The following is a 14,302-nucleotide window of genomic DNA, read 5'->3' as shown; positions in this document are numbered from 1 at the left end:
AGAAATGAGGATATTTGAATATCCTCATTTCTTTTGATAATATGCTGATATAAGATTGTCAGATAGACAATTCTCTTAATACAGTGACGAGTTCTTTCTTGATCGGTTTGTCATTTTTGATGGCCTTGGTGAAAGGAACATAAACCACTTCGTCGTGTTCAATGCCAATCATGACGTTGCGCTGTCCCTCCATAATGGCATCAATGGCAGCTGCGCCCAAGCGGCTGGCAAGGATACGGTCGTGAGCGGTAGGACTCCCGCCGCGTTGCAAATGGCCGAGGATTGTAACACGTACATCATATCCCGGATACTCGTTTTTAACACGTTCTGCGTAATGCATGGCACCGCCGGTCAATTCGCTCTCAGCTACCAGTACAATACTACTGTTCTTTGATTTCCGGAAACCATTCTTGATGAATTCTTCCAACTGGTCTACTTCTGTACTGAATTCCGGAATGATGGCGGCTTCTGCACCGGAAGCAATCGCACCGTTCAAGGCTAAGAACCCTGCGTCACGTCCCATAACTTCAACAAAGAATAAACGTTCGTGAGAAGTGGCTGTATCGCGAATTTTATCTACTGCATCCAAAATAGTATTCAAAGCGGTATCATAACCGATGGTTGTATCTGTTCCATAGAGGTCATTGTCAATAGTTCCCGGCAATCCGATACAAGGCACGTCAAATTCTTGTGCAAAAATGCGTGCACCCGTCAAAGAACCGTCACCACCGATGATGACTAAGGCATCGATGCCTTCTCTTTTCATGTTTTCGTAAGCTGTCTGACGTCCTTCGGGAGTCGTGAATTCTTTGCAGCGTGCTGTTTTCAGAATCGTACCACCCAACTGGATGATGTTACTCACATTCTGACTTTTGAATTCTTTGATTTCGCCGGTTACCAAACCTTTGTAACCCCTATATATACCTTTAACCTGAAGTCCGTTGTAAATAGCTGAGCGTGTCACGGCACGTATAGCCGCGTTCATTCCCGGAGCATCACCTCCCGATGTCAAGATACCAATGCACTTAACTGTTCCCATAACAATCTTTTTGTTTAGTGTTAATAATCCGGGGGCAAAGATAGTAAAAAGCTGAGGGCGTGACTAATAAATTACGTTAATTTGCAGTTCCAAAAGGATGACATTTTGTTTTTATAGTCTCGTCCGTATCGCTTTGTATATTTCTTCCATTAGCCATTTGGGGGTAGAGGTGGCTCCGCAGACCCCGATAGAATTAGCTCCGGTAAGTAGGGAATTGTCTATCTCTTCCACATTGTCTATCAGATGTGAATTAGGATTGACTTTTTTACATTCGCTGAACAGCATTTTCCCATTGGAACTTTTTTTACCGCTTACAAAGAATACCAGGTCGTGCGAGGCTGCAAACTTGCGAATATTAGGAATCCGGTTGGCTACCTGCCGGCAAATTGTGTCGTAGTATTTGAAAGTAACTTCCGGGGAAATATGCTTCTCTATATATTTCACGATGTCTTGAAATTCATCCAAAGATTTTGTAGTCTGAGAGTAGAGGCGGATATCCTTACTGAAATCCAGTTTCTTGGCTTCTTCCAGTTTTTCAATGACAATGGCTTTCCCGGTTGTTTGGCCTACCAAACCTAACACTTCGGCATGTCCGGTTTTTCCATAAATAACAATCTGTTTGTTGCCATTGTCTTCCTGGATATATTCTTGCTTGATTTTCTTTTGCAGGCGAAGTACCACCGGACATGTGGCATCAATGATTTCAATATTATTCCGCTGTGCTATGTCATAAGTCTCGGGCGGTTCTCCGTGAGCGCGCAATAATACTTTGGCATTGTGCAGGTGGTTGAACTCTTCGTGGTTGATAGTGATGAGCCCCATTGCTTTCAGGCGCTCCACTTCCCGGCTGTTGTGTACAATATCTCCAAGGCAGTATAGTGTGCCTCCCTTCGCCAATTCTTCTTCAGCTTTATTTATCGCAGTGACTACTCCGAAACAAAAACCGGAACCTTCGTCTATTTCTACTTTTGCCATAGTGCAGGTGGTTGATAATTAGGTATATGGAGTTATGAAGAAAGGGCTACACCTTTCAGGCGTTAGAGCTACACCCTTTTGTACAAAAGGTGTAGCCTTACCGAACAAAGGGTGTAGCCTTTTGTCCTTTATGCTTTGACGGTCTTGCTGAATTGTTCGGCCAACCATTCTTTTTGTTGGAGAATAGTCATGTGGCTGTTGTCCAGCAATAGAGCGTCGTCGGCTTTTCGAAGCGGGCTTACTTCCCGGTTTTGGTCAATGTAGTCGCGCTGCTTTACATTTTCCAGTATTTCATCGAAACTTGCTTCTTCTCCTTTTGCTTTTAATTCGTCATAACGACGTTGGGCCCGTATTTCGGGAGATGCTGTTACGAATATTTTCAGTTCGGCATCCGGGAAAACAGTTGTACCGATATCCCGTCCATCCATGACAATGCCTTTGCTCTTGCCCATTTCCTGTTGCTGTGCTACCATGGCGGTACGCACAAAATCCAGTGTGGCAATGGGGCTGACTCGTGAGGATACCTCCATTGTACGTATCTTGTTTTCTACATTAACTCCGTTCAGGTAAGTGTCCGGGCGTCCGGTTTCCGGGTTCAGGCGAAATGATATATGGATGTTTTCAATTTGCGTCTTTAGCTTTCCGGTGTCGATATGGTCACCTTGGAAAATTCCGTTTTCTATGCTGTACAGAGTTACAGCACGATACATAGCGCCGCTATCTATATATATATATCCTATTTCGCGGGCAAGATCCTTGGCCATAGTGCTTTTCCCACAAGAGGAAAAACCGTCGATTGCGATTGTTATTTTCTTCATGACTTTTATACTATTGTTATATGAGGCGTAATGCCTGCAAAAAGTATTTTTTGATCTTTCATCTAAAATTCTTGCCAAAGATACGGTATTTTTAAAATATCTCATTACATTTGCCGCACAAAAGCAGATAGAGGCTTTTAGAAGAATTAAAAAAACAAAAATGCAACGCCTGTTCTGTAAAAAAAAACAGCGAAGTATGAACATTCATCGGAAAAGTGCTATATTTGCCCAAAATGAGAAACACTATTAATTATATTATAGATTATGGAAGTTAAAAAATCACCAAAAGCAGACTTGGAGAATAAGAAGTCGACTTGGCTGCTCGTCGGTTATGTAATCGTGCTCGCTTTCATGTTTGTTGCGTTTGAATGGACTAAACGTGATATCAAGATTGATATGAGCCAAGCACTTACCGATGTCTTTTTTGAAGAGGAAATTATTCCTATTACGGAACAACCCGAACAAGTTACCCCACCACCCCCTGAGGCTCCTTCAATAGCCGAAACACTGACTATTGTGGAAGATGATGCCGACGTTGAGGAAACTGCAATTGTATCTTCTGAAGAATTGAATCAGGCTGTAGAAATTAAATATGTTCCTGTAGCTGTAGAAGAAGAAGAACCGGAAGAACAGACTATCTTTGAAGTTGTAGAACAAATGCCGGAATTCCCAGATGGAGGTATGGCAGGTTTGATGCAGTATTTGAGCAAGAATATCAAGTATCCTACCATTGCGCAGGAAAACGGAACTCAAGGCCGTGTTACTGTACAGTTTGTGGTTAACAAGGATGGTAGTATCGTTGATGCAAAAGTTCTGAGAGGTGTTGACCCGTACTTGGATAAAGAAGCTGTCCGTGTGATTATGGGTATGCCGAAATGGAAACCAGGTATGCAACGCGGTAAACCTGTACGCGTTAAGTACACTGTGCCTGTAATGTTTAGATTGCAGTAATAAAATAACTATAAGTGGAAGAGGCTGCCGGGATGCAGCCTCTTTTCATTATCCGCTATTCCTAATTCAATTTTACTATGTTTACAGCTTCCGAGCTTTTGGAGAAAATAAATTCTCATGTTGCAGAATTGCAGTTTACTCGTACCCCTCAAGGTTTATATGATCCCGTCACTTATGTATTGTCTATGGGTGGCAAAAGGATTCGTCCGGTATTGATGTTGATGGCTTACAATCTTTATCAGGAAGATGTCAGCCGTATATTTGCTCCTGCAACGGGTATCGAAGTATATCATAACTACACCCTTCTGCATGATGATTTAATGGATCGTGCAGATCGCCGACGAGGCAAAGAGACCGTCCATAAGGTTTGGAATGATAATACGGCCATCCTTTCGGGGGATGCGATGCTGGTACTGGCTTACCAGTTCATGGCACAATGTCCTGTAGAGCATCTGAAAGAAGTAATGGATTTGTTTAGTTTGACCGCTTTGGAGATCTGTGAGGGGCAGCAATTAGATATGGAGTTTGAACGTCGTAAAGATGTGAAAGCGGAAGAATATCTGGAAATGATTCGTTTGAAAACTTCAGTTCTCTTGGCTGTGAGCTTGAAGATTGGTGCTCTTTTAGGAGGGGCATCTTCTGAAGATGCGGATAGTCTATATGATTTCGGTATGAATTTAGGAGTTGCTTTTCAGTTGAAGGATGACTTGTTGGACGTTTATGGAGATGCTGCCGTTTTTGGGAAGAATATCGGTGGTGATATCTTGTGCAATAAGAAAACCTATATGTTGATAAAGGCTTTTGAACATGCGGATGATAACCAACTGTCTCAACTGAATGCTTGGGTGGATGCTGATGCGTTCAATCCAGCAGAAAAAATTGCAGCTGTAACCGATTTGTATAATCAGATTGGTGTCAAGGAACTCTGTGAGAAGAAGATGGCAGAATATTGTGAATGCGCAATCAAGAACCTTGATGCTGTGAAGGTGGCTGATGAAAAGAAAAAAGAACTGAAAAATCTGATGACTAACCTGATGCACCGGGAAGTGTAGTCATATTAATCTGAAAAGTAATGCCTTATAGAAGATTGCCAAATACAGATCAAGCGAGACTACGGGCACTGAAAGCAGTGGTCGTAAAAGCGGATATATATAATGTATATGATTTGGCTGTATCTTTGAAAACATTGACTGAGGCCCGGAATTTCTTGACCAAGTTTGAGGCTGCACAGGCTTATTATACGGAGTGCTTTGAACGTCAGGCACAAGCGGGACGTAAACATCAGGCTAATGTGAAGACTGCACGTCTGTATATTTCCCATTTTATCCAAGTATTGAATTTGGCAGTAATACGTTCTGAGGTACGTAAGGCGCATAAAGAATATTACGGCCTGGACACAGGCAATAACAACGTGCCCGATTTGTCAACAGAAACCGCGTTGGCCGAGTGGGGACGAAAGATCATAGATGGAGAAAACAAACGTACTTCTCAAGGAGGGATACCTATTTATAATCCTACAATAGCAAAAGTAAGGGTGCATTATGACATCTTTATGGATAGTTATGAAAAGCAGAAAAACTTGCAGGCATTGACTGCCCGTAGCTTGGATGCTTTGTCTTCAATGCGTGCGGATGCCGATGAACTGATTCTTGATATCTGGAATCAGGTTGAAAAGAAATTTGAAAAGGTAATGCCGAATGAAAAGCGTATGGACCTGTGCCGTGATTATGGTCTTGTATATTATTACCGTACCGGCGAAAAACGTAAAGAACTGATTAAAGAATGAATTTAGTTGATTCACATTCCCATCTTTTTTTAGAAGAATTTGCAGAAGATTTGCCGCAAGTTATGGACCGTGCCCGCGAGGCTGGAGTTACCCATATATTTATGCCGAATATAGACAGTACCACTATTGAATCTATGCTTCGGGTATGCCATGAATATAAAGGTTATTGTTATCCGATGATAGGACTGCATCCTACTTCTGTGAATGCAGACTATAAAAAGGAATTGGACTTTGTTGCCCGAGAGTTGGCGGCGTCGAGGGAATATGTAGCAGTAGGTGAAATAGGACTGGACCTGTATTGGGATAAAACCTTCTTAAAAGAGCAGCAAGCCGCTTTGGATAAACAGATTGAATGGGCTTTGGAATATGACCTGCCGGTAGTACTCCATTGTCGGGAAGCTTTCGACTATATATATAATGTGTTGGAACCCTATAAGAGTACTCCGTTAAAAGGAATTTTCCACAGTTTCACGGGTACACAGGAAGAAGCTTTCCGCATCATGGAGTTTCCCGGTTTTCTGATTGGGATCAATGGCGTTGTAACTTTTAAGAAGTCTACTTTACCCGAAGTTTTGAAGAGTATTCCTTTGGAGCGTGTTGTTCTGGAGACCGATTCACCCTATCTCACTCCGGTACCTAACCGGGGAAAGCGAAACGAAAGCGCATACGTGAAATATACTTCGGTGAAAGTAGCTGAAATATATCAGAAGTCTCTTGAGCAGGTGTCGGAGGTGACTTCCGAAAACGCATTAAAAGTGTTCGGAATGCTCAAATAACCTCCTAAAGATTTTAAAGTTTATTAATTTTGAGATTTTATTTAATATAAAAAGGGGAGAATGAAGCGGAACAACAAAAAAAAGAATACATTTGTAGCTGAAAACGCTTGTGGTTCGCATTTTTTTTGTAATTTGCAGCCGATTTCGGAGGAGGCGTCTATTGGAGAGATGCTCGAGTGGTTGAAGAGGCACGCCTGGAAAGCGTGTATACTCCTAAAGGGTATCCGGGGTTCGAATCCCCGTCTCTCCGCGGGACAGTGAAATGGAGATAAAAACAACAAATATATAATAAATAATTTAATTAATTAATCTTAAAAATTAGACACACAATGAAAAAGTTATTTGCAATTGTTGCTGTAATGGGAGTCTTAACATTTGGCTCAACTCAACTTGTTCAGGCTCAAGATGCTCCTGCAGCGGAACAAACAGAACAGGCTGCTCCTGCAGCTACAGGCTCTGCAGACGTTGAAGAAGGTGGTATCCACAAAGAAATTAAGACGAAGTTTATTGAAGGTACTGCATCCTTCATGAGTTTGGTAGCCATCGCATTGGTTATCGGTCTTGCATTCTGTATCGAACGTATCATTTATCTGAGTTTGGCTGAAATCAACACAAAGAAGTTTATGGCTGCTATCGAAGCTGCTTTGGAAAAAGGTGACGTTGAAGCTGCTAAAGACATCGCACGTAACACAAGAGGTCCTATTGCTTCTATCTACTATCAAGGCTTGATGAGAATTGATCAAGGTATTGATGTAGTAGAAAAATCAGTAGTATCTTACGGTGGTGTACAAGCTGGTTACTTGGAAAAAGGTTGCTCTTGGATCACATTGTTCATTGCAATGGCTCCGTCTTTGGGATTCTTGGGTACTGTAATCGGTATGGTGCAGGCATTTGATAAGATCCAACAAGTAGGTGATATCTCTCCGACGGTTGTAGCAGGTGGTATGAAGGTTGCCTTGATTACTACTATCTTCGGTTTGATCGTTGCTTTGATCCTCCAAGTATTCTATAACTACATCCTGGCTAAGATTGAAGCTTTGACTAGTGAAATGGAAGATTCTTCTATCTCACTGTTGGATATGGTTATCAAATATGACTTGAAATACAAAAAATAATCAAGATGGCTAAGTTATCATATAAAGTATCATACTACGTACTGTACGTAATGTTTGCTGCCATTTTGGTAGTATTGGGATTGTTCTACCTCGGTGGAGATGCCCAAGGCGCTGCAGTACTGACGAGCGTTGACGCAGATATGTGGCAACCGGCTCAGACAGATGCGCTGATCTATTTGATGTACGCTCTGTTGGCTGTGGCTATTATTGCTACAGTGGTTGGTGTAGTGTTCCAGTTTGGATCTGCATTGAAAGATAATCCTGGGGCAGCATTGAAGTCTTTGATCGGTTTGATTATACTGGTTGCAGTTGTTATTATTGCTTGGGCTATGGGTAGCGATGAGCCTCTCAATATCCCGGGATATGACGGTAGTGACAACGTTCCTTTCTGGTTGAAGATTACTGATATGTTCCTCTATTCAATCTACATTTTGTTTGCCGGAACAGTTTTGGCAATCATTTTCAGTAGCATTAAGAAGAAATTATCATAACTAATTGGGGCAACTCAATTTAAAGAGTAATTACAATGGCAAAAGGAAAAAGAAAAGTTCCTGATATTAACTCAAGTTCTACAGCGGATATTGCGTTCTTGTTGCTGATCTTCTTCTTGATTACAACATCTATGGACACTGACCGTGGTTTGGCAAGACGTTTGCCGCCACCGCCGGAAAAAGACCAGAAGATAGATGATGCTAAGAAGAAAGAACGTAACGTATTGCAAGTCTTCTTGAATATGAACGACCAGTTAATGTGCGGTAACGATTATATCAACGTAGATCAATTGCGAGCAAAAGCAAAAGAATTTATTGCTAACCCGTATAATGACGAAAACAAACCGGAAAAGGTTTCAAAGAACGTTCCTTTCTTCGGTACTGTACAAGTTACGGAGGGGCATGTGATTTCTTTGCGTTGTGACCGTGGTTCTTCATATAAGGCATATATGGCTGTACAGAATGAGTTGGTAGCAGCTTACAATGAGTTGCGTGACGAATTAGCTCAGGAAAAGTGGCAGAAAAATTATGCTGATCTGGACCAGGAACAACAAGATGCAATTCGTGAAATTTATTCTCAGAAGATTTCTGAGGCAGAACCTAAAAAGTACGGAGAAAAGAAGTAATGGGAAAATTTAATAAGACTGGTAAACGCGAAATGCCGGCGTTGAACACTTCTTCTCTGCCTGACCTTATCTTCACCTTGTTGTTCTTCTTCATGATTGTAACAACTATGCGTGAGGTAACATTGAAGGTTGAGTTTAAGGTTCCGCAAGCTACAGAATTGGAGAAACTTGAAAAGAAGTCTTTGGTTACGTTTATCTATGTAGGAAAACCTACTGCCGAGTTTCGTAAGAAGTTGGGTAATGAAAGCCGTATCCAGTTGAACGACAGTTATGCTGAAGTTGCTGAAATCCAAGACTACATTATTGGTGAACGTGCCAGTATGAAGGAAGAAGATCAGCCGCAGATGACAGTGTCTTTGAAAGTTGACCAAGATACGAAAATGGGTATCGTAACAGATATCAAAGAAGCTCTTCGTAAGGCTTATGCATTGAAGATTAACTATTCTGCGCAACCGCGTCAGTAAGAAGTTAATAAACTATATTAATAAAGGTCGTTTGCACTGCTGCAAACGACCTTTATTTGTTTTTATATCACTACTACTTCGCGTTGTATACTTCGCGGTAGATGTGCTCTTTTACATTATCGAAGTCTTTCTCACATTGTATATCTCCGTAGGCCATGAGCAGCATGGGGAGATAGCCGTCTCCGGCTTTGTATGGAGGTTGCTGGTAAGGTTCTTCCCATAATGAGAATCCGTGACGTTGATAGAAGTTGATACGGCGTTGGGCCATTTCCTCATTGGGTACTTCTACTTCCAAGATAATCGGATGTTCCAGAAGCTGGCACAGGTGGTTCAGTACATTCTTTCCATGTCCGCCGTTGCGCTGTGCAGGGTCAACGGCAAAATGTTCTACGTAATAGAAATGTCCGAAATCCCAGTAGGTGATGAATCCTACCGGGGTGTCGTTGTGAAAGATGATGTTGTTATGAAAATGTGCCTTGGTGTCTGTATACCTGCGCAATTCTTCCAATTCCCGGTATTCCTCCGAGGGGAAAGAAGCGGTCATCAGCTGCTCCATATAATGGTATAAAGCGGTGTCGGCGGTAGTGATACGTTGAAGTCTGATCATAAATTGTTTTCAGTTTAGTTTTTATTATTCGGTATAGAAATCAATAATTCGCTGGATGGCCCGTTGGCAAACCGGGCAGAAAGTAGGATATTGGTTGGTACGCATGCGGCAGTTATCAGCAGGGCGATATATGCCTTTGGCAGAGTAGCCGGCTCCCTCGTATACACCTACGGGATATTTTTCACTTTCAGATACAGGGGTAGGGATTGGAGTTCCTTTCACAAGCATATCTTCCCATTTGGATGCGAAGTTGATGCGGGTGCTGATATTCTGTTCCCAGGGCTCTACATCCAGTGGATAGGTGTCTGTCATTACATCATTATCATAGAAATATTCATCGGCAAGTCCGCCGAAGCTATGCCCAAATTCGTGTACAACTACAGGGCGGAACATCGGATGATGTGCGGCTGTCAACGTATAGGAATTGTATATGCCACCGCCACCGTACTCTTCTGTATTGGCAAGGATGATAATGTGTTCATAAGGTATTCCTGCCAAGGCATCATGAATGGATTTTACGCGTGAAGTGGTGAGATACCGGTCCGAATAGAATGTGCTGAAATGAGAACTGAATGCCGTACGTTTCCATTCATCCAGGCGTGGTACGCTTACTCCGCTGTCTTCCGAGGGGCTGGCTACGGCTACAATGTTGAAGCGGTTCTTCATGGAATGGAAAGGCTCGTGCGAAAGCAAACTCTCGCAGGCAATGACGGCATCCTTATAGAATGTTTCCATTTCCTGAGCGGTATATCCCTCTGCAAGAATAGCTATGTCAATGCACTTGTCCGTGTCTCCGCTTTGCAGAAGATACTTATGGGGAGTGACGTGGTCGGTTCCTTTCCGGTGTATCAAGATATCATCCGGGCGGACCACATGCTTCATGCTTGCGCGTACGTTTCTGCGCGGATCAAGAAGCGATATTTCTATTTCTGCCGGATGCAGCGGGTAGGGGAGCAGGAATGTATTTTCAAAACCCTTCGTTACGGTTTTGGCTTCGTCCGTTTCCAACCACTCCTGAAAGAGAGCAGAGAAAGACGTTTTATAGATAATGGCACCACTGTCTACATCTCTCATTGTGATTTGCCCGTTTCCCTGCAGAGGGAGTTCGGACAGATGCTGCTTTCTTCCCGCCCAGGAAGGCAAAGAAGACAATTCGTCCAGGCATATCTCTTGCTTGGCGGCATTGCCGGTAAAGATATAATCTACACGCAGGGTTTTGTCTGCAAAATAATCCGTGAAATTCTGTGCATGCAGAGACAGCGATGCAATCACGCATAATAGGAATAACGAGTACTTCTTCATAACCGTTTGTTGTTTAATTTCTTACAAAGATACTATCTTTAAGGTTCATCTGCAATTTTCTTGAAGGGTGAAGATGATTTTTGTACATACGTCTGCATACTCCTGGTGAGGTTTTATTCTTTTTTTTGCAATAAAAGTTATAAACCGTATTTTTATTGGCAAAAAAATAGCTAACTTTGCATATTGCCGTATGCAGATACGGGAAATATAATAATTCATTAATCATTAGAATTAGAAATGGGACATCATCAATTGGATACCTTAGACGAGCAGATACTGAAGCTTATTGCCGACAACGCGCGTATTCCTTTCCTTGAAGTGGCCAGAGCTTGTAATGTATCGGGAGCGGCCATCCATCAACGCATTCAAAAGTTGACAAATTTAGGCATATTGAAAGGGTCTGAATATGTTATCGACCCCGAGAAGATAGGTTATGAAACATGTGCATATATAGGCATCTACCTGAAAGACCCCGCTACTTTTGATGCTGTGACAAAGGCTCTGGAAGCTATCCCTGAAATTGTAGAATGTCATTTTACAACGGGCAAGTACGATATGTTCATCAAGCTGTATGCCCGCAATAACCACCACTTGCTGAGCATTATCCATGACAAGTTGCAGCCGTTGGGGTTGGCTCGTACGGAAACCTTGATTTCTTTCCATGAAGCCATTAAACGACAGATGCCGATAACGGTAGAAGAGGAAGAAGATTAATCTTTACCGGCGGATATAGTCAACGAATGCATAGGGGCAGGGATGTTTCTCATCGACAGAATGAGATTCCCTGCTTTTTTCTTGCCATACCGCTGCATCTACTTCGGGAAAATAGGCGTCGACTTGTGGCGCTTCCGCATCTACTTCCGTCAGGCAGAGAACATCGGCCAAGGGGAGTGCCTGGCGATATACGCTTGCGCCACCGATAATGTAGACCTGCTCGTCCGGGCGGCAACTTTCCAATGCCGCTTCCAGGGAAGAGAATACTTCTGCCCCGGGATAAGCTGCATCGCTTCGGGAAGATAGAACTACGTTGCGCCGGTTGGGCAGGGCGCCTTTGGGCAGAGATTCAAAGGTCTTTCTGCCCATGATGATGGTGTTTCCGGTGGTCAGGGCTTTGAAACGTTTCAAGTCGTTGGGCAACCAGAACAAAAGTTTGTTCTCATAGCCGATGCCCATGTGGCGGTCTACGGCAGCAATAATATTTATCATAAATCTTTCTTATACTGATACTTTTCCGGCAATATGCGGATGCGGGTTATAATCTACTAATTCAAAATCTTCAAACTTGAAGTCAAAGATGCTTTTAACCTCCGGATTGATTCTCATTTGTGGCAATGGCCTTGGTTCGCGTGAGAGCTGGAGTTTTACTTGCTCCAGATGGTTCAGATAGATATGGGCATCACCGAGGGTATGGACGAAGTCGCCGGCTTGCAGACCCGTAACTTGTGCCATCATTTGCAGGAGCAGGGCATAGGAGGCGATGTTGAAGGGGACTCCCAGGAAGATATCTGCACTGCGCTGGTAGAGTTGCAGGCTGAGTCGTCCGTTGGCCACATAGAATTGGAAGAAAGCATGGCACGGAGGCAGGTTCATATTGTCCAGGTCGCCCACGTTCCAGGCGCTGACGATGATGCGGCGGGAGTCGGGATTGTGCTTGATGGTTTCGACAGCTTCACTGATCTGGTCGATGAATCCGCCTTTATAGTCGGGCCACGAACGCCATTGGTAACCGTAGATATGCCCTAAGTCACCGTTCTCGTCGGCCCATTCGTTCCAGATACGTACACCGTTGTCCTGCAGGTATTTCACGTTGGTATCGCCTTTGAGGAACCACAGAAGTTCGTATATGATAGATTTCAAGTGAAGTTTTTTAGTTGTCAGGCAGGGGAAGCCTTCGTCCATGTTGAAGCGCATTTGATGTCCGAATACGCTGATAGTGCCGGTTCCGGTGCGGTCGCTCTTCTCTGTGCCTTCGGTCAGGACCCGGTTGAGCAAGTCTAAATATTGTTTCATTGTTATTATGCGGATAGTTTATCGCAAAGATACTGCTTTTGGGGAATACACGAAAGTTTCAAATGATAATTTCCCCCTTTAGGGAGCAGATGATTTACAGGAAAGGCGTCATCAGATTACCCACCCAGCCTACAAACTTCTTCCATGCAGAGCGCTTCTTCCAAACTTCGGGGGTCAGTAACGTACTGTTCAGCTTGTCTCTTTCAAACATTTCGTTCAGCTGGTGGGTAGTCGCGGGGTCGAAGATGAAAGCATTCGTTTCGTAGTCGTAGCGCAGGCTGCGGCTGTTGAGGTTGGCAGTGCCCACGGTGCAGAAGGTGCTGTCCACCATCATAATCTTGGAGTGATGGAAGCCGCCGTTGAAGAGATAAATCCTGGCTCCCCGTTTCATCAGCTTGTGTACGATGTAGAAAGAAGCTTCGGGAGTGAAATAAATGTCCGATACGGCAGGTATCATGATTTCTACTTCCGTACCCTTTTTCAAGGCGCTCTTTATTGCCTTGCGGATGGACTTGGTGGGGACGAAATAGGGGTTCACAATCCGTATATTCTTCTGTGCAGCCTGGATGGAAGCACTATAGGCATGGCTGATGGAGCGCGGCGTTTCGCGCGGAGTGCGGTCTACGATGGCTATTTCTTCGGCTATGCTGTCCGGAAACTGGGGGATGTCGGGGAAGTAGGCCGGTCCCCCGATGTGCTGTCCCGTTTCGCGGTTCCACATGGTGAGGAAGATGCCTTGCAGGTAACGGACGGCATCCCCTTCGAGGTGGATGTGCATGTCGTGCCATTTCCCGATTTTGGGCAGGCCGTTGATATAATAATCGGCGATGTTCATGCCGCCGGTATAACCTATTTTACCGTCTATCACTACAATCTTGCGGTGGTCGCGGTGGACGGCGTGGTTTACCCAGGGAAAGGTGATGGGGTCGAACTTCACGATCTCGATGCCACGCTCACGGATGGCTTTCAGGTGATGCTTCTTCAGAGGCTGGTTGTTGGACCAGTTGCCGAAGGCATCGAACATGGCACGCACCTCTACGCCTTCTTTCACCTTTTCGGCCAGGAGGTCGAAGAGGGCGTTGGCAATGGAGTCGTTGCGGAAGTTGAAGTACTCCAGGTGTATGTGGTGCTTGGCTTGGCGGATATTCTCGAAGAGGTCGACGAACTTGTCTCGACCGGTCATCAGCAATTTTACTTCGTTATTGTAAGTGACGGGGGCTCCCATTTGCTGCAAGTAGTCCATAACGATCGAGTCGCTTGCTACTTGTGCCCGGATATTACCAATGGAAAGGATGAATAATATGATGAATAAAACTTGTCTCAAAACTCTCTCTTCTTATTT

17 protein-coding genes and 1 tRNA gene are annotated in these 14,302 nt (G+C 43.8%); 10 read left to right on the top strand and 8 right to left on the bottom strand.

What is annotated here, in order from left to right; all coding sequences use genetic code 11:
* Positions 1–58: 58 nt before the first annotated feature.
* The 3 genes from pfkA to cmk form a co-directional block, all read right to left on the bottom strand.
* Entirely contained in the window at positions 59–1,039 is a 981-nt protein-coding gene (gene pfkA / locus AAE250_RS17350) for a 6-phosphofructokinase (protein ID WP_294601305.1), read from the bottom strand.
* A 111-nt stretch (positions 1,040–1,150) separates the two neighbouring features.
* Positions 1,151–2,014, bottom strand: a complete 864-nt coding sequence (locus tag AAE250_RS17345) for a 4-hydroxy-3-methylbut-2-enyl diphosphate reductase (protein WP_294601306.1) — start codon at positions 2,012–2,014, stop codon at positions 1,151–1,153.
* Positions 2,015–2,142: 128 nt separating this feature from the next.
* Positions 2,143–2,832, bottom strand: a complete 690-nt coding sequence (gene cmk, locus AAE250_RS17340; protein WP_294601307.1) for a (d)CMP kinase — start codon at positions 2,830–2,832, stop codon at positions 2,143–2,145.
* A 264-nt stretch (positions 2,833–3,096) separates the two neighbouring features.
* Here cmk and AAE250_RS17335 point away from each other — a divergent pair, with 264 nt between their 5' ends.
* The 9 genes from AAE250_RS17335 (at position 3,097) to AAE250_RS17295 (ending at position 9,041) form a co-directional block, all read left to right on the top strand.
* Positions 3,097–3,783, top strand: a complete 687-nt coding sequence (locus tag AAE250_RS17335; protein ID WP_294601308.1) for an energy transducer TonB — start codon at positions 3,097–3,099, stop codon at positions 3,781–3,783.
* A 77-nt stretch (positions 3,784–3,860) separates the two neighbouring features.
* Positions 3,861–4,835 carry a polyprenyl synthetase family protein gene (locus tag AAE250_RS17330; protein WP_294601309.1) on the top strand — a complete coding sequence of 325 codons (975 nt, stop codon included), beginning with the start codon at positions 3,861–3,863 and terminating at the stop codon, positions 4,833–4,835.
* Positions 4,836–4,855: 20 nt separating this feature from the next.
* Positions 4,856–5,569, top strand: coding sequence for a hypothetical protein (locus tag AAE250_RS17325; RefSeq protein ID WP_294601310.1), 714 nt, complete (start codon positions 4,856–4,858; stop codon positions 5,567–5,569).
* Entirely contained in the window at positions 5,566–6,345 is a 780-nt protein-coding gene (locus tag AAE250_RS17320; protein WP_294601311.1) for a TatD family hydrolase, read from the top strand. The genes AAE250_RS17325 and AAE250_RS17320 overlap by 4 nt, the downstream gene beginning before the upstream one ends.
* Positions 6,346–6,507: 162 nt before the next feature.
* Positions 6,508–6,595 (top strand) — tRNA-Ser (locus AAE250_RS17315).
* Positions 6,596–6,674: 79 nt separating this feature from the next.
* Positions 6,675–7,460, top strand: a complete 786-nt coding sequence (locus AAE250_RS17310) for a MotA/TolQ/ExbB proton channel family protein (protein ID WP_294597768.1) — start codon at positions 6,675–6,677, stop codon at positions 7,458–7,460.
* 5 nt (positions 7,461–7,465) lie between these two features.
* Positions 7,466–7,951, top strand: coding sequence for a hypothetical protein (locus AAE250_RS17305; RefSeq protein ID WP_294597385.1), 486 nt, complete (start codon positions 7,466–7,468; stop codon positions 7,949–7,951).
* A gap of 35 nt (positions 7,952–7,986) precedes the next feature.
* Positions 7,987–8,577, top strand: coding sequence for an ExbD/TolR family protein (locus AAE250_RS17300; RefSeq protein ID WP_294597387.1), 591 nt, complete (start codon positions 7,987–7,989; stop codon positions 8,575–8,577).
* Positions 8,577–9,041, top strand: a complete 465-nt coding sequence (locus AAE250_RS17295; RefSeq protein WP_106040786.1) for an ExbD/TolR family protein — start codon at positions 8,577–8,579, stop codon at positions 9,039–9,041. Before AAE250_RS17300 ends, AAE250_RS17295 begins: the two co-directional genes overlap by 1 nt.
* Positions 9,042–9,114: 73 nt before the next feature.
* Here the strand turns inward: AAE250_RS17295 and AAE250_RS17290 are convergent, their stop codons facing one another.
* Together AAE250_RS17290 and AAE250_RS17285 are read right to left on the bottom strand one after the other, a co-directional pair.
* Positions 9,115–9,648 carry a GNAT family N-acetyltransferase gene (locus AAE250_RS17290; RefSeq protein ID WP_294597390.1) on the bottom strand — a complete coding sequence of 178 codons (534 nt, stop codon included), beginning with the start codon at positions 9,646–9,648 and terminating at the stop codon, positions 9,115–9,117.
* A 24-nt stretch (positions 9,649–9,672) separates the two neighbouring features.
* Positions 9,673–10,950: an IgA Peptidase M64 gene (locus AAE250_RS17285; protein WP_294597393.1), complete on the bottom strand. Its 1,278-nt coding sequence runs from the start codon at positions 10,948–10,950 to the stop codon at positions 9,673–9,675.
* A gap of 237 nt (positions 10,951–11,187) precedes the next feature.
* On the opposite strand from AAE250_RS17285, the gene AAE250_RS17280 reads away from it, so the two are divergent.
* On the top strand, positions 11,188–11,664 hold the full coding sequence (locus AAE250_RS17280; protein WP_294597395.1) for an Lrp/AsnC family transcriptional regulator: 477 nt from the start codon (positions 11,188–11,190) through the stop codon (positions 11,662–11,664).
* Positions 11,665–11,667: 3 nt separating this feature from the next.
* Here AAE250_RS17280 and AAE250_RS17275 read toward each other — a convergent pair whose 3' ends face one another.
* From AAE250_RS17275 to cls, 3 genes are all read right to left on the bottom strand, one after another.
* Positions 11,668–12,156 (bottom strand): dihydrofolate reductase, encoded by a 489-nt coding sequence (locus tag AAE250_RS17275; protein WP_294597399.1) that lies wholly within the window; start codon positions 12,154–12,156, stop codon positions 11,668–11,670.
* Positions 12,157–12,165: 9 nt separating this feature from the next.
* The gene (locus AAE250_RS17270) at positions 12,166–12,960 is read right to left on the bottom strand and encodes a thymidylate synthase (RefSeq protein ID WP_294597401.1); all 795 of its coding nucleotides are present in this window, start codon (positions 12,958–12,960) and stop codon (positions 12,166–12,168) included.
* Between the two features lie 94 nt (positions 12,961–13,054).
* The gene (gene cls, locus AAE250_RS17265) at positions 13,055–14,203 is read right to left on the bottom strand and encodes a cardiolipin synthase (RefSeq protein WP_294597771.1); all 1,149 of its coding nucleotides are present in this window, start codon (positions 14,201–14,203) and stop codon (positions 13,055–13,057) included.
* Positions 14,204–14,302 lie beyond the last annotated feature (99 nt).

This window comes from Bacteroides sp. GD17 (assembly GCF_038448625.1).
GTDB lineage: Bacteria > Bacteroidota > Bacteroidia > Bacteroidales > Bacteroidaceae > Bacteroides.
Note: the sequence above shows the minus strand (reverse complement) of the source record. Positions and strands in the feature narration are given on the sequence as shown.

Bases quoted from the DNA above. Each gene is read 5' to 3' on its own strand.
- pfkA (WP_294601305.1), bottom strand. From the start codon at position 1,039: ATGGGAACAGTTAAGTGCATTGGTATCTTGACATCGGGAGGTGATGCT.
- cmk (WP_294601307.1), bottom strand. From the start codon at position 2,832: ATGAAGAAAATAACAATCGCAATCGACGGTTTTTCCTCTTGTGGGAAA.
- AAE250_RS17335 (WP_294601308.1), top strand. From the start codon at position 3,097: ATGGAAGTTAAAAAATCACCAAAAGCAGACTTGGAGAATAAGAAGTCG.
- AAE250_RS17295 (WP_106040786.1), top strand. From the start codon at position 8,577: ATGGGAAAATTTAATAAGACTGGTAAACGCGAAATGCCGGCGTTGAAC.
- AAE250_RS17320 (WP_294601311.1), top strand. From the start codon at position 5,566: ATGAATTTAGTTGATTCACATTCCCATCTTTTTTTAGAAGAATTTGCA.
- AAE250_RS17325 (WP_294601310.1), top strand. From the start codon at position 4,856: ATGCCTTATAGAAGATTGCCAAATACAGATCAAGCGAGACTACGGGCA.
- AAE250_RS17280 (WP_294597395.1), top strand. From the start codon at position 11,188: ATGGGACATCATCAATTGGATACCTTAGACGAGCAGATACTGAAGCTT.
- AAE250_RS17290 (WP_294597390.1), bottom strand. From the start codon at position 9,648: ATGATCAGACTTCAACGTATCACTACCGCCGACACCGCTTTATACCAT.
- AAE250_RS17330 (WP_294601309.1), top strand. From the start codon at position 3,861: ATGTTTACAGCTTCCGAGCTTTTGGAGAAAATAAATTCTCATGTTGCA.
- AAE250_RS17310 (WP_294597768.1), top strand. From the start codon at position 6,675: ATGAAAAAGTTATTTGCAATTGTTGCTGTAATGGGAGTCTTAACATTT.
- AAE250_RS17300 (WP_294597387.1), top strand. From the start codon at position 7,987: ATGGCAAAAGGAAAAAGAAAAGTTCCTGATATTAACTCAAGTTCTACA.
- AAE250_RS17345 (WP_294601306.1), bottom strand. From the start codon at position 2,014: ATGGCAAAAGTAGAAATAGACGAAGGTTCCGGTTTTTGTTTCGGAGTA.
- AAE250_RS17275 (WP_294597399.1), bottom strand. From the start codon at position 12,156: ATGATAAATATTATTGCTGCCGTAGACCGCCACATGGGCATCGGCTAT.
- AAE250_RS17270 (WP_294597401.1), bottom strand. From the start codon at position 12,960: ATGAAACAATATTTAGACTTGCTCAACCGGGTCCTGACCGAAGGCACA.
- AAE250_RS17305 (WP_294597385.1), top strand. From the start codon at position 7,466: ATGGCTAAGTTATCATATAAAGTATCATACTACGTACTGTACGTAATG.
- cls (WP_294597771.1), bottom strand. From the start codon at position 14,203: ATGGACTACTTGCAGCAAATGGGAGCCCCCGTCACTTACAATAACGAA.
- AAE250_RS17285 (WP_294597393.1), bottom strand. From the start codon at position 10,950: ATGAAGAAGTACTCGTTATTCCTATTATGCGTGATTGCATCGCTGTCT.